The 20,435-nt window shown below is 63.8% G+C and carries 24 protein-coding genes; 7 read left to right on the forward strand and 17 right to left on the reverse strand.

Annotated features, from left to right (window positions below; all coding sequences use genetic code 11):
- The first annotated feature begins 94 nt into the window (after positions 1–94).
- The gene (locus ACRECS_RS11735) at positions 95–1,276 is read left to right on the forward strand and encodes an LptF/LptG family permease (RefSeq protein ID WP_431583148.1); all 1,182 of its coding nucleotides are present in this window, start codon (positions 95–97) and stop codon (positions 1,274–1,276) included.
- The gene (gene lptG / locus ACRECS_RS11740) at positions 1,273–2,370 is read left to right on the forward strand and encodes an LPS export ABC transporter permease LptG (protein ID WP_431583149.1); all 1,098 of its coding nucleotides are present in this window, start codon (positions 1,273–1,275) and stop codon (positions 2,368–2,370) included. The genes ACRECS_RS11735 and lptG overlap by 4 nt, the downstream gene beginning before the upstream one ends.
- 508 nt (positions 2,371–2,878) lie before the next feature.
- Here the strand turns inward: lptG and ACRECS_RS11745 are convergent.
- Positions 2,879–3,979 (reverse strand): fatty acid desaturase family protein, encoded by a 1,101-nt coding sequence (locus ACRECS_RS11745; RefSeq protein ID WP_431583150.1) that lies wholly within the window; start codon positions 3,977–3,979, stop codon positions 2,879–2,881.
- Between the two features lie 170 nt (positions 3,980–4,149).
- On the opposite strand from ACRECS_RS11745, the gene ACRECS_RS11750 reads away from it, so the two are divergent.
- A complete protein-coding gene (locus ACRECS_RS11750; RefSeq protein ID WP_431583151.1) occupies positions 4,150–5,307 on the forward strand; it encodes an N-acetyltransferase in 1,158 nt (385 codons plus the stop codon).
- 59 nt (positions 5,308–5,366) lie between these two features.
- Here ACRECS_RS11750 and ACRECS_RS11755 read toward each other — a convergent pair whose 3' ends face one another.
- The 8 genes from ACRECS_RS11755 to ACRECS_RS11790 form a co-directional block, all read right to left on the reverse strand.
- A complete protein-coding gene (locus ACRECS_RS11755) occupies positions 5,367–5,630 on the reverse strand; it encodes a hypothetical protein (protein WP_431583152.1) in 264 nt (87 codons plus the stop codon).
- 261 nt (positions 5,631–5,891) lie between these two features.
- Positions 5,892–6,686, reverse strand: a complete 795-nt coding sequence (locus tag ACRECS_RS11760; protein ID WP_431583153.1) for a transporter — start codon at positions 6,684–6,686, stop codon at positions 5,892–5,894.
- A complete protein-coding gene (locus ACRECS_RS11765) occupies positions 6,683–6,988 on the reverse strand; it encodes a hypothetical protein (RefSeq protein WP_431583154.1) in 306 nt (101 codons plus the stop codon). Before ACRECS_RS11765 ends, ACRECS_RS11760 begins: the two co-directional genes overlap by 4 nt.
- Positions 6,989–6,999: 11 nt before the next feature.
- Positions 7,000–7,770 (reverse strand): exodeoxyribonuclease III, encoded by a 771-nt coding sequence (xth, locus tag ACRECS_RS11770; protein ID WP_431583155.1) that lies wholly within the window; start codon positions 7,768–7,770, stop codon positions 7,000–7,002.
- A gap of 6 nt (positions 7,771–7,776) precedes the next feature.
- The gene (gene erpA / locus ACRECS_RS11775; protein ID WP_431583156.1) at positions 7,777–8,118 is read right to left on the reverse strand and encodes an iron-sulfur cluster insertion protein ErpA; all 342 of its coding nucleotides are present in this window, start codon (positions 8,116–8,118) and stop codon (positions 7,777–7,779) included.
- Positions 8,119–8,206: 88 nt separating this feature from the next.
- The gene (locus ACRECS_RS11780; protein ID WP_431583157.1) at positions 8,207–9,403 is read right to left on the reverse strand and encodes a peptidoglycan DD-metalloendopeptidase family protein; all 1,197 of its coding nucleotides are present in this window, start codon (positions 9,401–9,403) and stop codon (positions 8,207–8,209) included.
- A gap of 275 nt (positions 9,404–9,678) precedes the next feature.
- A complete protein-coding gene (locus ACRECS_RS11785) occupies positions 9,679–10,146 on the reverse strand; it encodes a peroxiredoxin (RefSeq protein ID WP_431583158.1) in 468 nt (155 codons plus the stop codon).
- Positions 10,147–12,822, reverse strand: a complete 2,676-nt coding sequence (locus tag ACRECS_RS11790; protein ID WP_431583159.1) for a bifunctional [glutamine synthetase] adenylyltransferase/[glutamine synthetase]-adenylyl-L-tyrosine phosphorylase — start codon at positions 12,820–12,822, stop codon at positions 10,147–10,149.
- An 84-nt stretch (positions 12,823–12,906) separates the two neighbouring features.
- Here ACRECS_RS11790 and ACRECS_RS11795 point away from each other — a divergent pair, with 84 nt between their 5' ends.
- Entirely contained in the window at positions 12,907–13,095 is a 189-nt protein-coding gene (locus ACRECS_RS11795) for a hypothetical protein (RefSeq protein ID WP_431583160.1), read from the forward strand.
- 76 nt (positions 13,096–13,171) lie between these two features.
- Here the strand turns inward: ACRECS_RS11795 and ACRECS_RS11800 are convergent, their stop codons facing one another.
- The 3 genes from ACRECS_RS11800 to ACRECS_RS11810 form a co-directional block, all read right to left on the reverse strand.
- Positions 13,172–13,813: a sigma-70 family RNA polymerase sigma factor gene (locus ACRECS_RS11800; RefSeq protein ID WP_187762839.1), complete on the reverse strand. Its 642-nt coding sequence runs from the start codon at positions 13,811–13,813 to the stop codon at positions 13,172–13,174.
- Positions 13,814–13,899: 86 nt separating this feature from the next.
- Complete coding sequence (locus tag ACRECS_RS11805) at positions 13,900–14,037, reverse strand: hypothetical protein (protein WP_187762838.1); 138 nt, start codon at positions 14,035–14,037, stop codon at positions 13,900–13,902.
- 113 nt (positions 14,038–14,150) lie between these two features.
- On the reverse strand, positions 14,151–14,948 hold the full coding sequence (locus ACRECS_RS11810) for a response regulator (RefSeq protein WP_431583161.1): 798 nt from the start codon (positions 14,946–14,948) through the stop codon (positions 14,151–14,153).
- A 57-nt stretch (positions 14,949–15,005) separates the two neighbouring features.
- Between ACRECS_RS11810 and ACRECS_RS11815 the strand changes: the two genes are divergently transcribed.
- The 3 genes from ACRECS_RS11815 to ACRECS_RS11825 all read left to right on the forward strand — a co-directional run bounded on the left by ACRECS_RS11815 (position 15,006) and on the right by ACRECS_RS11825 (position 17,387).
- Positions 15,006–15,356, forward strand: a complete 351-nt coding sequence (locus ACRECS_RS11815; protein ID WP_431583162.1) for a NepR family anti-sigma factor — start codon at positions 15,006–15,008, stop codon at positions 15,354–15,356.
- Positions 15,357–15,363: 7 nt separating this feature from the next.
- On the forward strand, positions 15,364–16,953 hold the full coding sequence (locus tag ACRECS_RS11820) for a sensor histidine kinase (protein ID WP_431583163.1): 1,590 nt from the start codon (positions 15,364–15,366) through the stop codon (positions 16,951–16,953).
- 299 nt (positions 16,954–17,252) lie between these two features.
- A complete protein-coding gene (locus ACRECS_RS11825; RefSeq protein WP_431583164.1) occupies positions 17,253–17,387 on the forward strand; it encodes an entericidin A/B family lipoprotein in 135 nt (44 codons plus the stop codon).
- Between the two features lie 71 nt (positions 17,388–17,458).
- Here the strand turns inward: ACRECS_RS11825 and tatC are convergent, their stop codons facing one another.
- From tatC to ACRECS_RS11850, 5 genes are read right to left on the reverse strand one after another with little or no spacing between them, the layout of a single operon-like run.
- Positions 17,459–18,241 carry a twin-arginine translocase subunit TatC gene (tatC, locus tag ACRECS_RS11830; protein ID WP_431583165.1) on the reverse strand — a complete coding sequence of 261 codons (783 nt, stop codon included), beginning with the start codon at positions 18,239–18,241 and terminating at the stop codon, positions 17,459–17,461.
- A complete protein-coding gene (gene tatB, locus ACRECS_RS11835) occupies positions 18,238–18,720 on the reverse strand; it encodes a Sec-independent protein translocase protein TatB (RefSeq protein ID WP_431583166.1) in 483 nt (160 codons plus the stop codon). Before tatB ends, tatC begins: the two co-directional genes overlap by 4 nt.
- A 53-nt stretch (positions 18,721–18,773) precedes the next feature.
- Positions 18,774–19,004, reverse strand: coding sequence for a twin-arginine translocase TatA/TatE family subunit (locus ACRECS_RS11840; protein WP_431583167.1), 231 nt, complete (start codon positions 19,002–19,004; stop codon positions 18,774–18,776).
- 29 nt (positions 19,005–19,033) lie between these two features.
- Positions 19,034–19,612, reverse strand: coding sequence for an SMC-Scp complex subunit ScpB (gene scpB / locus ACRECS_RS11845; protein ID WP_431583168.1), 579 nt, complete (start codon positions 19,610–19,612; stop codon positions 19,034–19,036).
- Positions 19,609–20,337 carry a segregation and condensation protein A gene (locus tag ACRECS_RS11850; protein ID WP_431583169.1) on the reverse strand — a complete coding sequence of 243 codons (729 nt, stop codon included), beginning with the start codon at positions 20,335–20,337 and terminating at the stop codon, positions 19,609–19,611. The genes scpB and ACRECS_RS11850 overlap by 4 nt, the downstream gene beginning before the upstream one ends.
- Positions 20,338–20,435: the final 98 nt, after the last annotated feature.

Below are 20,435 nucleotides of genomic sequence, written 5' to 3' on the forward strand. Positions count from 1 at the left end.
GGCCCCGATATAGCCGGTCGATACGGTTTCGCCCTTCTTGCCCGCCTTTACTTGAAAGCCCGTCCCCCGCCCGATGAAATCCATCGATCGCTACATGGTCCGGCTTGTCGCGGTGCCGCTGATTTCCACGCTCGTCATTTCGGCGATGCTGCTGGTGCTCGATCGCATGCTTCGCCTGTTCGACTTTGTCGCAACCGAAGGCGGGCCGGTGGCGGTGGTGTGGAAGATGCTGGCCAATCTGCTGCCCGAATATCTCGGGCTCGGCATTCCGATCGGCCTGTTGCTGGGCGTGCTGCTCGCCTTCCGCAAGCTCGCCACGACCTCCGAACTCGACGTCATGCGCGGTGTCGGCATGAGCTATTGGCGGCTGTTGCGCGTGCCCTACATGTTCGCGATCGTCCTCGCCGCGATCAACCTGGCGATCGTCGGCTTCGTCCAGCCCTATGCGCGCTATGCCTATGAAGGGTTGCGCTTCGAATTGCGCACCGGCGCGCTCGGCGCTTCGATCAAGGTTGGCGAATTCACGCATTTCAGCGACAAGATGACGGTCCGGATCGAGCGGAGCCGGGACGAGGGCCGCAAGCTTTCCGGCATCTTCGTCAAGGCCGTGACAAAAAGCGGCAGCGCCTATGCGGTGACCGCGGAAAGCGGCAAGTTCCTCGCCACCGACAATCCCGAAGAGATCGTCTTCCAGCTCAGCAACGGTGTGCTGGTCAATGAGGCGCCGGGCATCGCCACGCCGCGCGTGCTGACCTTCAGCACGCACAATCTGCCAATTCCGCTGCCCCAATATGGCAGCTTCCGCCGGCGCGGTGAACGCAACCTCGAACTGACCCTGCCCGAGCTGGCGCGGATCGGCCGCGACCCCGGATCCAATGCCGAACTCCGCGACACCAGCCGCTCGGCGTTCCATTTCCGCGTGGTCGAAGTATCGACGATGTTCCTGTTGCCGTTGCTCGCCGTGGCGCTTGGCGTGCCGCCGAAACGGTCGTCCTCAGCACTCGGCGTATTCCTGGCGATCGTGATGGTGGTGACCTATCACAAGGTGAACCAATATGCCGAGGCGATTGGCGGGCTGGGCCGGATCGATCCGCTGATCGCGCTCTGGACGCCGTTCCTGTTCTTCGCCGCGCTGGTGCTGTGGATGTTCTACACCATCGCCTATGTGCCCGACGGCCAGCCGATCGGGGCGCTCGAACGCGTCTTCTCCAAGATCGGCAAGGCGCTGGCGCGGTGGATGCCCGGGCGACGCATTCCCGAGGCGATCACGCCATGAATTTCCTGCGATTCTTCCCGTCACGCGTCGTCGCCATCTATATGGCGCGGCTGTTCGTGATCCGGACCTTCGCGATCCTCGCCGCCATGGTGCTGGTACTGCAGGCGCTCGACCTGCTCGGCCAGTCGGGCAAGATCCTCGAATATGCCGGCAATGGCGATGCCGAGGTGTGGCGCTATGTCAGCTTGCGCGCGCCGCAGATCATCGCTTTCGTGCTGCCCTTCTCGGTGTTGCTCGGCACCATCCTCACGCTGACCACGATGAACCAGAACAGCGAGATCATCGCGCTGAAGGCATCGGGCCTGTCCGCGCACCAGGTGCTCGCGCCGCTGATCATCGCCAGCTTTGCCGTGGCGGTCATTTCCTTCACCTTCAACGACCGCATCGTCTCACGCGCCACCGCCACGCTCAATCAATGGCAGAAGGTCGATTACGGGCCGCTGCCGATCGATCGCGGCGACCGCATGAACGTGTGGGTGCGCGACGGCGACGACCTGATCCAGGTCGATCAGATCAAGGGCAGAGGCGCGACCGCCCAATTGCGCGGCGTGAGGCTGTATGACCGCGAAAAAGGCAATCTGGTCGGGATCATCGAGGCGGTACGCGGCACCTTTACCGGCAAGGCCTGGCGGATCGAGGGGGCGAAACGCTTCAACGTCCAGTCCGGCAAGCTCACCAGTCTCGGCACGATCGTGGTGGCACAGGGCGTACGGCCCGATCAGTTCACGCTCGCCAGCGTCGACGCCGATGGCCTGTCCTTCGGGTCGCTGCGATCGGCGATCAGCGACCTGGCGGATGCCGGACGGCCGACCCAGGCACTGGAAGGCGCCGCGTGGCACAAATTGTCAGGGCCGCTATCGTCGGTCCTGATGCCGCTGCTCGGTGCGGTCGCGGCATTCGGCGTGGCGCGGTCGGGCAAGCTGTTCCTGCGCGCCGTGATCGGCATGATGCTTGGCTTCACCTTCTTCGTGGCGGACAATTTCGCCCTGGCGATGGGCAATCTCGGCGCCTATCCGCCCTTCCTCGCCGCCTGGGCGCCGTTCTTCCTGTTCCTGCTGATCGGCGAAGCCGTGCTGGTGCGCACCGAGGAATAGCAAGGACCGACGCTGGCCCGGAATATAGCAGGCTGTGTTCGACACTGAGAAAGAGCGTGCCGGTATAAGTCCGGCATGAGCGAACATGCCGGATCCTGTTGCAGGGTTGAATCGCTGCCGGGGACAGGGCTGCGGGGACTGGCGATGGGGAGATATGGGACACCGGTCGTGTCATATCTCCTCGCCATCATTCCGGTGAGGTGATCCCAATAATGCGCTGCCTGGGGACGGGGCCGCAAGGCTGGCGACAGGAGATATGGGACACCGGTCGTGTCCGATATCTCCCGGCCATCATCTCGATGAGATGGCCCTTATAATTTGTTATATATCAGCTACTTAGCTAAATAAAATCGCCCTCTGACGCGAGGCCTGGGGAGATTTGGGACATCGAGTCCCGTCGAGCACCGATGGAACTCCCGCGCCGATGCGCTGCTTATGAGGTCTCGATATCGCGTCGCTCAAGCGGTCTCCGCTCGGCACCAACCGATCAGATCAAACGCTCGGCGCGCTAGCGCGCACCCATGGTGCTGCGCGCGATCTTCACGACCAGGCCGGGAAGGCCGGGATAGCTCGCCTTGTGATAGGGCGACTGCGCATCCAGCGCGGCGGAGATGCGGCGATGCGCCTCGCCCAGCGCGTGATAGGGCACGCCCGGCAGCAAATGATGCAGCGCGTGATAGCGCAGGCCGACCGGCGCCCACAGCATCGGCAGCAGCGCCGGCGGCGGCACGTTGACCGTGTCGAGATATTGCGCGGTGACGGTCATCACCTCGCCCTCATTCTCCCACAGATGCGCCACCAAGGTGCGAACCTGGTTGATCACCGCGACGCTGGAGGCGACCGCGAGGAAGATCAGGAAGGCGCGCAGCGGCACGACGCCGGTCGCGACCAGCGTCAGCAGCGCGATCGCCCAGACGCTCGCCGCGGCCTCCTGCCACAGCCATTGCTTGCGCGCCGCGCCCTCGGGCGCACGACGGCGGAACGAAGGATTGATCGACAACGCCGAATAGCGCTCGACCACCAGTTTCCGCACGGCCGGGAACACCGCCGACAGCGGCGACAGGATGGCGAAGCGAAACAGCAGTGCCACCGGCGCGAGCATGGCCACCAGCACGAACAGCGGCAGGGTATAGGGCTTCATCAGCGCGAGCGGCAGATATTCGGGGTCCTCGGCGGTGCCGTAGCGCGTGCGCGCATGGTGCAGATTGTGCACGCCTTCATACATGAAGGACGGCACCAGCAGCGGGATGCCGGCCAGCGCGTTCCAGCCGAAGCGGAAGCCGGGCAGCGACGCATGCTTGAAATGAGTCAGTTCGTGAATGAAGCTTTCGGCGCGATACAGCGCGAGCACGGCGACAACGCCGGCCGCGATCGCCCAGCCGGTCGGTGCGATCAGGATCGCCGCGGCGAGTGCGCCGAAGCCGATCACGACCGAGGCAAGCAGGTCGGACCAGTAGATCCAGGGCCGCGGCGCATTGAGGTCGCGCGTGAGCTCCGCCGCGGTGCGCAGCATCGCCTTGTCGTCGGCAATATCCCGTGCACGAACGCGGGCCGCGTCAGCCGGGCGTACCGCTGGCGCGCGCCGATCGATGGTAAGCGAGGTGTCCATGGGGCCGTGCATTGCACAAAGATAGTGGCGGGATGGTGGCAATAACAGGTGCGGCCCTGTGGCAGCCTGTGCCCCTGAGCGTGTCCATGGCGGTGTCGGCATGGTGCCCGCTTGACAGAATGACGCGCAAGCGGGACTGCACTCACCTTCTGCAAAGAGGCGATCACATCTTGGCCACCCTGCCCCTCTCCATCCGCCCCGTCGCCACCAAGCGCGACCGCAAGGCGTTCATCGACATCGCTTATCGGCTCAACCGCGACGACCCCAATTGGGTCCCGCCGCTGAAATCCGAAGAGGCGGGCAAGATCGACCCGAAGAAGAATGGCTGGTTCAGCCATGCGATCGGGCAATTGTTCATCGCGACGCGCGGCGACCAGGTGGTGGGGCGCATTTCCGCGCATATCGACACGCTCGCGCTCACCTTGCCGCCCGAACAGGGCTTCGGCCCGGGCGTCGGGTGCTGGGGCATGATCGAGGCGGAGGATCACAACGCCTGGCGCGCGCTGATCGCCGCTGCCGAGGGTTGGCTCAAGGCACAGGGCATGACTCGCGCCCTGGGGCCGATCAGCCTGTCGATCTGGGAAGAGCCCGGCCTGCTGGTCGAAGGTCATGACCATCCGCCAACGGTGATGATGGGTCATCACAAGCCGCATTATCAGGCGTGGATCGAGGAAGCGGGCTATAAGGGCGTCAAGACGCTCTATACCTATGAGCTTGATATCACGAAGGAATTTCCCCCGATCGTTGGGCGCATCGTTGCCGCCGGCGAAAAGAATAGCCGCATCGTGATCCGCAAGGTCAACAAGGCGAAGTTCGCCGATGAGGCTGCGATCATCCTGGCCATTCTCAACGATGCATGGTCGGACAATTGGGGCTTCATACCGCTGACACAGCCCGAGATCGACGATGTCGGCAAGAAGCTGAAACCGATCGTATTCGCGGACCTGATCCGGATCGCCGAGGTCGACGGCGAACCCGTCGCGTTCATGATCACGCTTCCCGATCTCAACGAAGCGATCAAGCCGCTCAACGGCAACCTGCTGCCGTTCGGCTGGGCCAAGCTGCTGTTGTGGCTGCGGGCGCCGAAAGTGCGGACGATGCGCGTACCACTGATGGGTGTGGTCAAGCGGTTGCAGGCATCGCGCATGGCCAGTCAGCTGGCCCTGATGATGATTGAATATATCCGCCGCGACGCGGTGGCGAATTTCGGCGCGTCGCGAGGCGAGATTGGCTGGATCCTTGACGACAATCAGGGGATGCGATCGATCGCCGAGATCATCGAGTGCACGGTCAACAAGCGCTACGAGATTTACGAAAAGACGCTGTAGCGTCCAAACCCATCGCAGCGCCGCCTGCGGTCCGGTAGCCGGACCGCAGGCCGCATGCTTTACTGATCACCTTTAAGCGGATCAAAGCCACGATTCAGCCAGTCCGCACGAGTCAGGCAAACCTGCTTGCTAATCCGGCTGCCGGTGAATTCTTCTTCCACGCAATATTTCGTCTCTTTTTTCGCCGCCGCGGGCTGGGCCTGCTGGGCCTGAGCCGCGCTTGCAGTTTGTGGCGCACTGGACGGCGCCGGATCATTGGCGAAAACGGGTGTCGCGGTGATCAGGGCGGCGCTCGCAAGGGCCAACAGGACAGAATTAGTCATCGTCTTCCTCCGCTATGGTGCGGATCGCTACGTCCGATCCGCTACTGTGTTAGTGCATTAGTCATGCCAAACACTCACGCGGCGTAATTTCAATGACTTAGTTGATTTTCGAGCGAAAAATCGCGAAAAATAATCCTGTTGATCGGCAATTTTCACCAATCATTGGCTTTTTGTCGGCCCGCCGCAACGCTCGCGCGACGGGATCAGGGATGCGATGAATTTGATGCAATGAACTTTCTGGGGCGGTCCGCGCCCGGATCGCTAGAAGCGGCGCGAAAGTCCGAGGTAGATCTCGCCGTCGGGGCTCGCATGATTGAGCCCGATCGCACCGCCGATATCGAGCTGCAGCGCGTCGTTCGCCATCCATCCGAACGAAATGCCGGTCAGCGCCTGCGTCGTGGCACCGGACGGATCGTCATCGCGCAGGGTTTGAAACTCGATCGTCCCGGTCACAGCGGGGGTGATCGCGACGCCGAGCCCGACCGTGCCGCTATAGGCCAGATGCCGGCCCTTGCCGTCCTGGTCCACCGCCGCGTCAAGCTCGGGCGAGAATTCGAGATTGAGCGCATCGCTCAAATCATAGGTGACGGGCACGACCAGCCCGGCGCCCCAATCCCCCGCCCCGACCGGCCCGCGCCCGACCGGCAAGGTCACGAACGGGTGGATGGCGGCCGACACGCCGCTGCCGTCGGGATTGTGCAGATTCGCTTTGAAGCCAAGCAGCACGTCGCCGACCCGGTCGGCGCGATCGATCGCCGCGCTGGTCTTGTCGCGCGTGCGCACATGGCCGAATGGCGTCCAGCCGACCTGCGCCTCGACCGTATCGGTCAGGCCGATCCGTATCAGTGTGTCGCCGATCAGAACCGTATCGCTGCGCAGGCTTGAATCGTCTTCGCGAGTCCAGTCGACCAGTCCGGTTTCGATCGAGACCCGGCCCGGCGCGATCGTGCAGGCCGGTGTGCCGATCCCCGGGCGTTCGGGGCAATAATCGCGCTCTTCGGCATGAGCGATGCCGGGCAGCAAGGCGATCGACGCCGCAACGGCCAGGGCTTTCACGCCAGCCTGACCGGGCTGGGATCACCCAATTCACGCCGCAACGCAGCCCCGGCGGAGGAGCGGGCCCGGCAATAGTCAGCGTCGATCCGTTGCCGGTCGAACCCGCTATCCCGGGTCAGGCGATCGAGGATCGCGTCATCGTCCATCGTGGCGATCAGCGCGACAAGGTCCTCGGGAACCAGATCGAGTGCCGCCGCCAGCAACCGCATCGTCCGGGCACGCGCGCGAAATGCGAAATCGTCGAGCCGGGCGGTTTCGAATTCACCCTTGCGGTGGAGCATCTTTTGCAGGTCGAAGCTCACCGCTGCACCGCTCAGCGCAGCCGCGCCCAGGTCGGCGCGTGATCGCTGGCCTTTTCTCGTGCGCGATAGTCCTTGTCGACACCGGCATCGACCAGCCGGTCGGCCGCTATCGGGCTGAGCAGCAGATGATCGATCCGGAAACCCGCATCGCGCTGCCATGCGCCGGCCTGATAGTCCCAGAAGGTCCACACGCCGCCCTTGGGATGGCGCGTGCGCAGCGCATCGGTCCAGCCCTGCGCGACGAGGCGCCGGAATCCCTCGCGGCTTTCCGGCTGCATCAATGCATCGTCCTGCATCGCCCGCACCGAAAACGTGTCGTCGTCATTGGGGATGACATTATAGTCGCCCGCCAGCACCACCGGCTTCTCTTCGGCCAGCAGATCGCGCGCGCGTGCCGCGAGGCGATCGATCCAGCGCAGCTTGTAGTCGAATTTCGGCCCCGGCTGCGGATTGCCATTGGGAAGGTAGATCGACGCGATCACCACGCCGTCCACCTCAGCCTCCAGATAGCGGCTATGATCGTCCTCGGTTTCGCCGGCCAGGCCGCGCTGGCGCTCGATCGGGTCGCTGCCCCGGGCGAGCACCGCGACGCCGTTCCAGCTCTTCTGGCCGTGCCATACGGCGCCGTACCCCGCCGCGCGGATGTCCGCCTCGGGGAAGGTCTCGTCGCTCGACTTCAGTTCCTGCAGGCACACCACATCGGGCTGCTGCTCGGTGAGATATTCGACCAGGCGCGGCAGGCGCGCCTTGATGCCGTTCACATTATAGGTGACGATCTTCAACGCGGATCAGACCGAAAAGCTGGAGCCGCAGCCGCAGCCCGACGCAGCATTGGGATTTTCGACCTTGAACGCCGCACCACCAAGCGATTCGACATAATCGACCGCACAGCCGCGCACGAGATCGAGGCTGATCGGATCGACCACCAGCTTGACCGCCTCAGTCTCGGCGACGACATCGTCATCCGCGACCGCATCGGCGAGTTCGAACTTGTACTGAAAGCCGGAGCAACCGCCGCCATCAACCGCGAGGCGCAGGATGGCGGGCTTTCCCTGTCGCGCGGCAATCGCGGCGACGCGCGACGCGGCCGACGGCGTCAGGGTGATCTCGGCTTGAGCTAATGTGGCCATGGAATGGAGATAGGCGGTCGCACGGGAGACGGCAACCGGCCGATCGCTTCTTCCCTCTCCCGCAAGCGGGAAAGGGGCGGAAGAAAGCTTATTGGCCCGCAGGTCCGCCAATCGAGGCCGGGGTCATCTTGAGCGCACGATCCTGCACCGCCTGCAGATAATCGGCGGTCTGCAGGAACGGCACCGGATTGACCGCATGACCGTCGATGCGGACTTCATAGTGAAGATGGCTGCCGGTCGAGCGGCCGGTCGATCCCATCAGCGCGATCAGCTGGCCGCGCTTCACCCGGGTGTTCGCGGCAACCAGGATCTTCGACAGATGGCCGTAGCGCGTCTGGATGCCCTTGCCGTGGTTGATCTCGACCAGGTTGCCGTACCCGCCGGCGCGTTCGGCGCGGCCGATGATGCCGTCGGCGGTGGCGTAGACCGGCGTGCCGAGTGGGCCCGGGATATCGACACCGGCATGCATTGCGGCGGTGCCGCGGAACGGATCGGACCGGACGCCGTAGTTGCTGGTGAAGCTGAGATGCTCGACTGGCTGGACCGATGGGATGGCGATCACGCCCTGTTCGAGCGAATCGAGCTTCTTCCAGGTCATGAACAGCGAGCGGAATTGAACATCGGCGCGGGCTTCAGCGGTGGCCTCGGCGCTGTCGGCGGCTTCGAACGGGCCACCCATCGCCGGCATCTTCGCGCGGGCCGCAAAGCGCTCGGGCGCCATGCCGAGGCGGCGGACATGCTGGATGGTCATGGCATAGCGTTGCTCGGCGGCCTGGCGGGCCTTCACGGCGAGCGAGATCTGGCGGGCCTCGACCTGCTGCAGCGGCTTGATCACATCGGCGGCGACCTTGGCATCGGCGGGGTCGATGGCCGGTGCGGTCATCGACAGCATGCGCGGGTCGCCCTTGCCGGTCATGACCGCGGAGATCAGCGCCTGGCGCTGCTCGACGCGGGCGGCATGGGCCTCGGCGACGTTCTTGATCGCGGCCACATCGGCCTGCATCTTGGCGACGCGGGCCTGCATCTGCGCAACCTTGGCTTCGGGCGACAGGGGGGCATCGACGATGCCGCTCAGCGCCACGGCGCCGACCGCGGCCTGCGCCACGCCATAAGCCGAAAAGCACAGGGTGATGCCGGCAACCCCGGCCATCAGGGCCTGGGTGCGGCCTCCGATGCTGAACCGGCGGAGGTCACGGCCGTCGTGAAAAATCACGTCGCGAGTGGTAAAATACGTCTGGAACCGCGCGATGAGTTTCGCGGCTGACGCAACTGAATTCTTGCTCATTGAGTCCCCAGCGACCGTTTTTGAACTGTCGAAACATGTCGGCAGCTCTTTTTTTCGTCTTGATCGCAGCCCCTCCGCGTTCTTGACGAACAGGCTTCTGACTCACGTTGTCAGTATACGGCAAGAGCGCGAGCCGCTTAGCGGGGCAAACCGGCTGAGTTGCACGGCGAGTCGTTGAACACTCGCTTAATCGCGGCGAAAATTTCCATGAAACCAATGTCGCTTTGGTGCGTTGAGCGCCGAATCCCCCGACTAGATCGAAGATTCGGGCAGGCTCAATCCAGCGCCTCGACTGCCTCCAGCACCGCCGCGGCATGGCCCGGCACGCGCACCCGTCGCCACGCGCGGACAAGCACCCCCTTTGCGTCGAACAGGAAAGTCGAACGGTCGATTCCCATATAGGTCCTGCCGTACAGGCTCTTTTCGACCCAGATGCCGAATGCGTCGATCGCTGCGCGCGCGTCATCCGTGGCAAGCGGTACGGTCAGTTCATATTTGTCGATGAATTTCTGATGCTTGGCCGGCGTATCCAACGACACGCCGAGGATGTCGGCGCCGAGCGCCCTGAAGTCGGGATAGAGCTGGCTGAAGTCCTGCGCTTCGCGCGTACAGCCGGCGGTATCGTCCTTGGGGTAGAAATAGAGCACGAACGGCTTGCCGGCATAGTCGCGCAGATTGAGTCGCCCGCCGCCTGGTGTCGCTAGGTCGATATCCGGGAGTTTCGAGCCTTCAACGATCGCCATTCACGCTCTCCCCGATACCGCCTGCCAGAAATCTTCGACGTCCTGCCGCGTCCGTTCGAACGAGGCAATGGCGGCCTCCCAGCTTTCGACCCCCAGCGCGTGCGCGATCAGCGCCTGAGTTGCCGGCGCGGGCATTTCCGCCTCCGGCGCCACGAGCCGCAGCGTCACGATCATACGCGTCAGCAAGTCATGCGCCGATTTCATCGCGGCGGGCGCGAGACCGGCGGCAATCAGCCGGTCGATCGCCCGGCCGAGATGCGGATCGAACCCGGCAACATGAGTCAGCTGGGCGACATGCACGGCAAATTCGAGATCCACCAGCCCGCCCGGCAAGAGCTTTGCATCAAGCGGCCCCTGGGGCGGCTTGTGCGTCGCCATCTCGCCGCGCATCGCCAACGCATCGGTGATGATGTCGCGCTCGGGCCGATTTCCGGCCAGCACATCGTCGACCACCGCGACCACCGCGGCGCGCGCCGCCGCCGATCCGAACACTGGCCTGGCACGCGTCAGCGCCATATGCTCCCAGGTCCAGGCACTTTCCTGCTGATAGCGCGCGAAACCGTCGAGCGACACGCTGAGCGGCCCCTGCGTGCCGGAGGGGCGCAGGCGCGTATCGACCTCATAGAGCGGCCCGGAGGCAGTCGAGACCGACAGCGCCGCCGTAAGACGCTGTGCAAGCCTGTTATAATAAAGCACTGCGCCCAAAGGCTTTTCGCCATCGGATTCAGCCGAAAAATCCCCGGTGAAAAGATAGATCAGGTCAAGGTCCGACGCATGCGTCATCGCGCCGCCGCCCATCCGCCCCAGCGCCAGGACGACCAGCTCGCTGCCCGGCACGCGGCCGTGCCGAAGCGCGAATTCGGCGACGGTGGCGTGCGCCAGCGTTTCGATTGCCGCCTCCGCGACGCGCGCATAGCCCGCCGCCACGTCGAGCGGGTCGCTGGCGCCGGCCACGATCTGCGCGCCCAGGGCGAAGCGTTTTTCGCCGACGATCTTGCGGACATGATCGAGCTGCGCCTGATAATCGGCGCCCCCCTCGCCTGCCGACATTTCCGCCGCCAGCAGGTCGACGGGCCCGACCGGATCGAGCGCGGTCGCATCGATCAACCCGTCAAGCAGTTCCGCCCGCCGCCCAAGCGCTTCCGCCAGTGGCGCCGCATGGCTCAGGATGGCGCCAAGCAGCCGCGCCAGAGCCGGCCGCGCCTCGATCAGGCGCAGGAAATTGATCGCACTCGGCAGCCGCGCGAGCATCGCATCGAGCCGCAGGATCGCGGCATGGGGGTCAGGCGATGTGCCAAGCGCCTCGATAAGCCCCGGCAGCACCGCCTCCAGCGCTTCCAGTGCCGCCGGGCTGCGCAAGGCGGCATAGCTGCCGGCACGCCATTGCGCGATCCGTTGCACCGCGCCTTCGGTGTCGGCAAATCCCGCCGCCGCCAGTTGCTCGGCGAGCCGGTCGATGTCGCCGGACAGGGCGCTATTGTCCTCGGGTTCGATCGAATCATAGATCCGCGCCGTGCTCGCGACATGGGGGCGCAACAGGTCGAGCAAGGCGCCCGCATCCTCGACCCCGTGCAGCCGCGCGACACCGTCCAGCCCGGCCCCGACCGGCAGATAGTGCGTCTGCCGATCATCGACCATCTGGACGCGGTGCTCGACGGTGCGGAACAGCGTATAGGCGGCGGTCATCGCCGCCGCCTCATCGACCCCGATCCACCCGGCCTCGGCCAGCCGTGCCAGGGCGTCGCGCGTTGCCGGCGCGCGCAATGCCGGGTCGCGCCCGCCATGGATCAGCTGATGGATCTGCGCGAAGAATTCGACCTCACGGATACCGCCACGGCCACGCTTCAGGTCGAAGCCGGGTCCGAAGGCCTGGCCTTGCGCATGATGATCCCGGATGCGACGCGAAATGCCCCTGATTTCGCCGATCGCACCGAAATCGAGCGCGCGCCGCCAGACGAATGGCCGCACCGCGTCGAGGAAACGCCGGCCGAGGTCGATATCGCCCGCCGCGGCACGCGCGCGGATAAAGGCGGCGCGCTCCCAGGGCAGCGCCTGCGATTCATAATAGGAGATCGCCGCATCGACCGGCAGCGCGATCGGCGTAGCCTCGGGCGAGGGCCGCAAGCGAAGATCGACCCGCACCACATAGCCATCGCCGTCGCGCGCCTGGAGCAGCTCGACCACGCGCTTGCCGATCCGCACCGCGGCTTCCTGTGGCTCTTCGCGGGGGCGGCACGGGAGAATTTCCGGATCGAAAATCAGGATCGGGTCGATATCGGACGAGTAATTGAGCTCATGGCTGCCTTGCTTGCCGAGCGCGATCGCGGCGAAGCCGGCGGGTTTTGCATCCGGCGTTCGTTCCAGGATCGCGGTACGGATCGCGGTATCGAGCGCGCGGTCGGCAAAATCGCTCAACGCGCCGGTGACGGCGGTCAGGTCGAGCACGCCGGCCAGATCCCCCAACGCAACGATCAGTGCCAGCCGCCGCCGCTCCAGCCTGAGCCGGCGGGCAACTGGCATGGCGGGATCGTCGATCGCCACCGCATCAAGCGCCGGCAGAAGCCCGTTTTGCGCTCGTGCCGCGATCTCCGGTTCGCGGCCCATGATCATCGCCAGGAACGGCGCATCGGCCGCGGCTCGCGCTGCGGCGTCGATAATCCGGGGGTCGGGCGTCATGCTGATCATATCGTCACCATAGCCATCGGCCTGGCGGCAAAGCCTTGGCAAGCAACAAAAATCAATCTCGAGCGTTTACCAGCCATGTCGAAGCCATTAGTACCGACCTCGGGGGCAAATTCCGCAGGTGTATTCATCGTCGAACCGCCGCGTGCCAGTGATACGATTGGCCGGGCGCTGCGGTCGGCGTTCCAGCACGACGATCTGCCCGACGATCTGGCGGCGCTGCTGAAAAACCTCGATCAGGTCGAAGCGACGCCGGTCCATCACTGAGCGAGCAGAAACCGATTCATGCCAATGAATTCGGCCAATAAATTAGGCCAGTTGAACCAGGCCCGCTGACCCGGGATCACCCGCGGTCGCGGCTCAATTCTTCGACATCGCCCATGATCGTGTCGAGCGCGGTCATTCCCGCTTCGTTATTGTGCGTCCGCCGTGATGGCAGCGATCCGTCATTGAGGATCGTTTCCAGCGCAACGCGTCCGCGTGCGACGCGGCTTTTGATCGTGCCGACGGCGACGCCGCAGATCTCCGCCGCTTCTTCATAGGCAAAACCACCTGCACCGACCAGAATCAGCGCTTCACGCTGCGGCTGGGGCAGGTGCAGCAGCGCGCGCTGCATATCGCCCAGTTCGACATGCTTGTCCTGGCTTGCCGGCGCGGCAAGGATGCGGTCGGCGACGAGATCGTCCCATTCGCCCTTGAAGCGCGCCCGGCGCATCTGGCTGAGATAGAGGTTGCGCAGGATGATGAAGGTCCAGGCGCGCATATTGGTGCCGGCCTGGAAACGCTGACGCGCTGCCCATGCCTTCATCAGCGTTTCCTGCACCAGATCGTCGGCAAGATCGCGATTGCCCGACAGCGAGCGCCCAAAGGCACGCAGGTGCGGGATGACCTGCGCCAGTTCCTTTTTGAACTCGGGATCTGAAAGCGGAACGTGCTCGACCGGCTCCTGGCCGATGTCGTCGTCGTTCGCGTCGGCTTCAGTCATGCATATCCGTTTCGTATGGCTGGCGACAGACATAGGGCGAGCGCCCAGCAAAAGCCAGCACTCGCCCTTATTTCAATTGCTTGGACTCAGCGCCAAAGCAACAGAAGAGCAAAGATTATGATGACCAGCGGCAGCGAGATGCCGAGAATATAACGCGTCATCTTCGGCGTCGCGCCCGCACGGGCGTCCTGGCCATCGATATGGATTTCTTCTTGGTCGGTCATACAGGGGTTAACCCACGAAAACCGTTTTGGGTCCGTATCGTTATCCTGCCGGCGCTTTTTTGTCTTGTCCCCTCGCCCGCGGGCCCCTTGACCCGCGGGGCGTCAGTACCCGCTCAGGCGACCGGAACAGTCGCCTGATCGAAGAACAGGGCCTGGCTGATCGCTGCCTTGACCGTCGAGCGCTGGAACGGTTTGGTGATCAGGAAGGTCGGCTCAGGCCGCTCGCCGGTCAGCAGCCGTTCCGGGAACGCCGTGATGAAGATCACCGGCACCCGGAACTCCGCCAGGATGTCCTTGACGGCGTCGATGCCCGAACTGTCGTCGGCGAGCTGAATATCCGCGAGCACCAGACCGGGCCGATCCTCCATCGCCAGCGCAACAGCCTCGTCGCGGGTCACGGCAACGCCGGTCACGTCATGGCCCAGATCGCGCACGATCGCCTCGATATCCATCGCGATGATCGGCTCATCCTCGATGATCAGGACGCGGGCGCGGGTCTGCTTGTCGATTTCAGACAGTGCTTCTGCGACCAGCGTGTCGACTTCGCCGGTGTCGACCTCGATCAGATAAGCGGTGTCCTCCGGCGTGAATCCCTCCATCGCGGTCAGCAGCAGTGCCTGCCGCGACAAAGGCGTCATCCGCGCCAGCCGTGCGCGAGCGATCGATTCATAATCTTCACCGCCCGAATTTTCGGGGGTCTCATCAAAATTGGTCGAATTCCAGATTGCCTGGAAGGTCCGATAAAGGCCAAGCCGCGGATCGACGTCGCGCGGGAATTCCGCGGGCGCCGCGACAATCGCCTCCAGCGTGGCGCGAACGTAGCGGTCGCCGTGCGACTGGCTGCCGGTCAGGGCGCGGCCGTAGCGGCGCAGGAAGGGAAGATGTGGTGCAAGCTGCTGTCCAAGCGACATGGCTGTCGGGGTCTCCTGACGTGAAAGCGTCGCCCTTTTGGAAGGGGCGTATCGCCAATGCAACGCGTTTCAACGCCCGAGCGGGAATGCTGGGCTTTATTCGCATCAACAATGGAACAAACGAGACGATCTTTTGTTTCCTACTATCGTCGCGGGCTGTATGCGCGATGGATCGACCGGATTTCTCCGGCCGAATTTTTTCCGGTATGCCCGGTTTTTCACCGGATGCTCAGGGGGACGACATTGAGTTCGGGCGACGAGTCTTCGAAAATGCCGCAAGCTTCCGGAACGGCCAAGGTCCAGACCAAGGATCGCGACATGGGAGCCGCATTGCGCACCGTCTATCAAAAGACCGTGGAAGAGGATATTCCAGCCGAAATGCTCGACCTTCTGGGTAAGCTCGACTGACGCTCGCGTGATCGAACCGGCTATCGAGCGCGCTATCGCGAGCCGCTCATCATTACTCCTGTCGCAGATCCCGACCGGCGCGAAGATTTTCCTGATCCTGAGTACTGCGCTCCTGCCGTTGGCGATCATTGCCTTTTTCGCCACATTGAAGACCACCCAGAACGCCGATGCGGACGCGCGCATCCGATTGAGCGTCGCGATGTCGGAAAGCGCGCGCAAGCTGGCGATCGAACTGGTCGGCGACATGACCGCGCTGCGCGTCGCGCTCAATGCGCTCGATAACGACCCCGGCGATGCGCCGAATTGCGCGCGCGTGCAGGGTGTTTTCGCGCAACAGGCATCGGCCGGCACGCGTTTCATGATCACCGACGATATCGGACGCGTGTTGTGCGGTACCAGACTGCCGCCCGAAATGACGTTGGAGCCCGCCGCCAGCAATGCGCCGATCGCGGCTCGCCTGTTACCCGACAAGGGGCTGGTCCTGGCAATCAGGGGCGCCAAGGGCGCGGCAACGGCCAGCGCCTATTTCCCGGCCCCATTCCTGGCCGATATCGGCCGGCCCAGCGGCTTTACCCCGCCCTATGGAGCAACGCTGCTGCACGACGGCGAAGCCGTGCGGCTGGTCACCCTGCCGTCGAGCGGGCCACTGGAACGGCGCGAAACCCTGAGCCAGCAGCTCGGCGTCGGCGAACTCAGCTTGCAGATGAGCGTGCGCAGCCTGCCGATCACCTCTCCGCTGCTGATCGCGCTGCTCCTGCCGATCCTGATGTGGGCCGCCGCCGCCAGCATCAGCTGGTTCGTCGTCGATCGCCTGCTAATCCGGCCATTGCGGCAACTGCGCGCCAGCGTCGCCGCTTATGTCCCAGGGGAAGAGATCGATCCCGCCCAGGTACGCGCCCTTCCCGCGCAGGAAATCCGCGAGCTCGGCGACACCTTCCGCACCATCAGCCGCACCGTGGCCGAGCATGAGGCCGGGCTGGCCGAGGGACTGATTCGGCAAACCCGGCTGACCCGCGAAGTCCATCACCGCGTGAAAAATAATCTCCAGGTCATCGCCAGCCTGATCAATTTCCACGCTCGCGGCGCCAAATCACGCGAGGCGACCGATGCCTATGCCGGAATCCAGCGCCGAGTCGATGCGCTGGCGGTCGTCCATCGGCACCATTTCGCCGAGATGGAGGAAAATCGCGGGCTGTCGCTGCGCTCGGTAATCGGCGAACTTGCATCGAACATCCGCGCCACCGCGCCGGAGGGGCCCTCGCAGATCGGCATCGTCATCGATGTCGAGCCCTATCTGGTCAATCAGGACGTCGCGATCGCGGTTGCGTTCCTGATTACCGAGATCGTCGAACTGGCGATGAACTGCAATCCGGCGGCACAGATCAGGATTTCGGTGAAAAGCGCGGAAGCCCCGGATCGCGCGGTTCTGCGTATCAGCTCTACCGCTCTGAGTGAGGGCGACGCGCTGCGCGACAGCGTGACCGAGCGTTATAGCCGGGTGATCGAGGGATTGTCGCGCCAGCTCCGGTCGAGACTGCACCATGATCCGCTGATCGGTGTGTATGAAATCGCGATCGCGGTCACGGGGCGTGACTGAATCAAAAGATTCAAATGATTCGAATTTTTTTCGAAAATCGTGGAACCTGATTTGGGGAAGCACGTTTTGATCCTCGGATAGTGAATTTATGCCCCCCCGCTCTCGCTATCCAAGACATGGGCTCGGATGCGCCAACCTCCCCCCCCGGTGGCGCATCCGGGCCCAAATCGTCTCAGCTTTTTACAGCCCATATTGCGGCAAGGGGTCGCCGGCTGCGGAACGAAACTCGTCCGTCGATCATTGATCCGGATCGATCTTTGACCCGAACAGGGCGACATGCTTTCAATCAGGAGATACCGATGCGCAAACTCATGGGAATTGCCGTTGTCGCGGCGGCGCTGATGGTCAGCGCATGCAATACCATCGAAGGTGTCGGCCGTGACGTTTCATCCGCCGGCGACACTGTCGCGAAAACCGCCAACGGCGCCAAATAGACCGGTTCACCCGTTCGCCAGCGATGGCGTGGGGCGAAACCCTCTCCCGGTACCGGGGGAGGGTTTTTTTATCAGACGCTCTCGCTGGCGTCGGCCGTGGCGGCCTCCTTGGCGCGTTTGCGCTCAGTGAACCAGATTCCGATCAATGCGATCTCGTAGAGCAACACCAGTGGAATCGCGAGGAGCAGCTGTGACCCGATGTCAGGCGGTGTCAGCACGGCGGCGATCGCGAAGGCGGCGACAATCGCATAGCGCCGCGCGCTGACCAGTTGCTTGCGCGTCACGATCCCTGCCCGTTCGAGCAGCATCAGCAGTACCGGCAACAGAAATGATAGGCCGAACGCAAACAGGAACTGCATCACGAAATCGAGATAATTTCCAACCGAAGGCAGGGCCTCTTGCTGGATACCGCCGAGATCACCCTGGTAGGACAGCAGGAAATGCAGCGCCATCGGCACCGCGACATAATAGGCCATCGCCGCGCCCATGATGAACAGGACCGGCGTTGCGAGCAGGAAAGGCAGCAGCGCACGTTTTTCCTGGCGGTACAGGCCCGGCGCCACGAATTGCCACAACTGGTTCGCGATGACCGGGAAGGAGGCCATCATGGCGGCGAAAAAGGCGACCTTGATCTGGACGAAAAAGGCCTCGAAAATCTGCGTGTAGATGATCTTGCTTTGCCCAGCCGCAACCAGCGGGTGGACGAGAAAGGCGAAGATCGGGCGCGAGAAATAAAAGGCAACGATGAAGGTCACCACCAGCGCGGCGGCACAATAAAGCAGCCGGCGCCGTAGCTCGATCAAATGATCGAGCAAAGGCGCCCGTGTCGCATCGATTTCGCTGGCGTCGTTCACGGTTTCGGTTTGGCCCGGGAGGTTTTTTTCACAGTGGTGGAGGCCGGGGCAGCGCCCGCTTTGCTCGCTGACGCGGCAGCCGCCTTGCTCGGCGTCCGTTTTGCCTTTGGCGCGGGGCTTGGCGCCAACGCCACGTCAGCCGCCGGAGCAGGCGCCACGATCGGCATCTCGACTATTGTCGGGGGGGCATCTTCGGCGGCATCAGGCTCACTCGCAGGCATGGGCAGCATATGCTGGGCCGTCGGCGGATGCTCGCGCATGATCCGCTCATTCTCCGCCGCCCAACGCTTTTCCATGTCCTGCAGTTCGGCCTCGCGCACCATCGAATCGAAGCCCGAGCGGAATTGCCGCGCAACGCCGCGCGCCTTGCCGACCCAATAGCCAACGAACCGCATCGCCTTGGGCAGGTCCTTCGGACCAATGACGACCAGTGCGACGGCGGCAATAAGGAGCAGTTCGGTAGGCGCGACGTCGAACATTCAAAGGGGCCTGTCAGCGCAATCGCGCGGTCAATAGTTCAACGGCAGAGGGATCAACGCTCCTCGCGGAGCTTTTCGCCATCACGATCGAATGCGGGATCGGCTGCCTTTTTGGCATCGATTCGCACTGGATCGACCTTGTCGTCTTCCTCGGCCATGCCCTTCTTGAATTGCTTGATGCCCTTGGCGACGTCCCCCATCATGTTGGAGAAACGGCCGCCGCCGAGGAGCAGGATCGCGACAATCCCGAACACCAGCCAGTGAACCAGGCTGAAACTACCCATTACGTATCTCCTTGGAGGTTGGTTCCTATCTAGTCGTCCTCGTCGGAAGATTCCACCTCTAGCTGCTCGAATGCCAAATCAACCGGATCGAGCAGGCCCGCTGCCCTGAGATCGTCGATCCCGGGCAGGTCTCGTCGGCTCGACAGGCCGAAATGAACCAAAAACTCGGGTGTCGTCGCATAGAGCAAGGGCCGCCCCGGCACTTCGCGCCGACCCGCCGGGCGAACCCAGCCCGCCTCCATCAGCACGTCGATCGTCCCCTTTGAGATTTGCACGCCGCGGATCGCCTCGATCTCGGCGCGAGTCGCGGGCTCGTGATAGGCAATGATCGCCAGCGTCTCGATCCCGGCGCGGGACAGCTTGCGCGGCTCCTCGCGATCCCGGCGCAGCAGATGCGCCATGTCGGCGGCGGTCTGAAAGTGCCACCGGTCGCCGCGCCGGACCAATTCGATCCCACGCCCCGCATACAGCGCCTGCACGGTATCGAGCGCCTCGCGAACGCCGGTCGCGTCGTTCAGGTGCGCACGAATCGCCTCCGCCGTCATGGGTTCGGTCGCGGCGAACAGCACCGCTTCCACGGCACGCGTCAGATCGTCGGGCGGGTTCATGCCGGTGCCCTGATATAAAGCGGCGCAAACGGGGATTTCTGGCGCAGCTCCACCCTGCCTTGCCGCGCCAGTTCGAGCGTTGCGACAAAGCTGGAGGCAAGCGCCGATTTGCGAAAGATGCCGGTCGCGCTTTCCGGCAAGAAAGTCTCGATCACGCTCCAGTCGATCCGCTCGCCAAGCAGGCGCGACACGCGCTCCAGTGCGGCTTCCAGCGTCATCACCGGCCGGTTGGCGACGATATGCATCACTGGCCGGGTGCGGGCCGTAATGCGGCCATAGGCTGAAATCAGGTCGAAGATTTCCGCCTGCCACAATGCCTTGCGCACGGTGCGGAGCCCTTCAGGCGCGCCACGCGGGAAGACGTCGCGTCCGGTGCGGTCGCGCGCCATCAGCCTGGCGCCGCCCTCGCGCATCGCATTGAGCCGCTCGAGCCGCAATTGCAGCCGCAATGCGAGCTCTTCCGGATCGGGCTCGACCTGCGGGTCGCGCGGCAGCAACAGTGCCGATTTGAGATAGGCCAGCCACGCCGCCATCACGAGATAATCGGCCGCCAGCTCGAGCTTGATCGCCTTGGCTTCCTCGATGAAGCGCAAATACTGCTCAACGAGAGCCAGGATCGAGATTTCGCGCAGATCGACCTTTTGATGCCGTGCCAGCGCGAGCAGCAGGTCGAGCGGACCTTCCCAGCCATCCAGGTCAAGCGTGAGGGTTTCGGGATCGGTCATCAATGACGGTGTAAGCGTGAAGGCGGGCGCGACGCAATCATGGCCGGTTGAACGCTGACATCCGGCGCCGGACGGCCAGTGATGTCGATTCAACCCCG

Source organism: Sphingomonas sp., from assembly GCF_050725575.1.
Classification (GTDB): Bacteria; Pseudomonadota; Alphaproteobacteria; order Sphingomonadales; family Sphingomonadaceae; genus Sphingomonas.

What these genes read in the sequence shown, in the direction of transcription:
- ACRECS_RS11735 (WP_431583148.1), top strand. Translation starts at nt 95, where the DNA reads ATGGTCCGGCTTGTCGCGGTGCCGCTGATTTCCACGCTCGTCATTTCG.
- lptG (WP_431583149.1), top strand. Translation starts at nt 1,273, where the DNA reads ATGAATTTCCTGCGATTCTTCCCGTCACGCGTCGTCGCCATCTATATG.
- ACRECS_RS11745 (WP_431583150.1), bottom strand. Translation starts at nt 3,979, where the DNA reads ATGGACACCTCGCTTACCATCGATCGGCGCGCGCCAGCGGTACGCCCG.
- ACRECS_RS11755 (WP_431583152.1), bottom strand. Translation starts at nt 5,630, where the DNA reads ATGACTAATTCTGTCCTGTTGGCCCTTGCGAGCGCCGCCCTGATCACC.
- erpA (WP_431583156.1), bottom strand. Translation starts at nt 8,118, where the DNA reads ATGGCCACATTAGCTCAAGCCGAGATCACCCTGACGCCGTCGGCCGCG.
- ACRECS_RS11780 (WP_431583157.1), bottom strand. Translation starts at nt 9,403, where the DNA reads ATGAGCAAGAATTCAGTTGCGTCAGCCGCGAAACTCATCGCGCGGTTC.
- ACRECS_RS11785 (WP_431583158.1), bottom strand. Translation starts at nt 10,146, where the DNA reads ATGGCGATCGTTGAAGGCTCGAAACTCCCGGATATCGACCTAGCGACA.
- ACRECS_RS11790 (WP_431583159.1), bottom strand. Translation starts at nt 12,822, where the DNA reads ATGACGCCCGACCCCCGGATTATCGACGCCGCAGCGCGAGCCGCGGCC.
- ACRECS_RS11795 (WP_431583160.1), top strand. Translation starts at nt 12,907, where the DNA reads ATGTCGAAGCCATTAGTACCGACCTCGGGGGCAAATTCCGCAGGTGTA.
- ACRECS_RS11800 (WP_187762839.1), bottom strand. Translation starts at nt 13,813, where the DNA reads ATGACTGAAGCCGACGCGAACGACGACGACATCGGCCAGGAGCCGGTC.
- ACRECS_RS11805 (WP_187762838.1), bottom strand. Translation starts at nt 14,037, where the DNA reads ATGACCGACCAAGAAGAAATCCATATCGATGGCCAGGACGCCCGTGCG.
- ACRECS_RS11810 (WP_431583161.1), bottom strand. Translation starts at nt 14,948, where the DNA reads ATGTCGCTTGGACAGCAGCTTGCACCACATCTTCCCTTCCTGCGCCGC.
- ACRECS_RS11815 (WP_431583162.1), top strand. Translation starts at nt 15,006, where the DNA reads ATGCAACGCGTTTCAACGCCCGAGCGGGAATGCTGGGCTTTATTCGCA.
- ACRECS_RS11825 (WP_431583164.1), top strand. Translation starts at nt 17,253, where the DNA reads ATGCGCAAACTCATGGGAATTGCCGTTGTCGCGGCGGCGCTGATGGTC.
- tatB (WP_431583166.1), bottom strand. Translation starts at nt 18,720, where the DNA reads ATGTTCGACGTCGCGCCTACCGAACTGCTCCTTATTGCCGCCGTCGCA.
- ACRECS_RS11840 (WP_431583167.1), bottom strand. Translation starts at nt 19,004, where the DNA reads ATGGGTAGTTTCAGCCTGGTTCACTGGCTGGTGTTCGGGATTGTCGCG.
- scpB (WP_431583168.1), bottom strand. Translation starts at nt 19,612, where the DNA reads ATGAACCCGCCCGACGATCTGACGCGTGCCGTGGAAGCGGTGCTGTTC.
- ACRECS_RS11850 (WP_431583169.1), bottom strand. Translation starts at nt 20,337, where the DNA reads ATGACCGATCCCGAAACCCTCACGCTTGACCTGGATGGCTGGGAAGGT.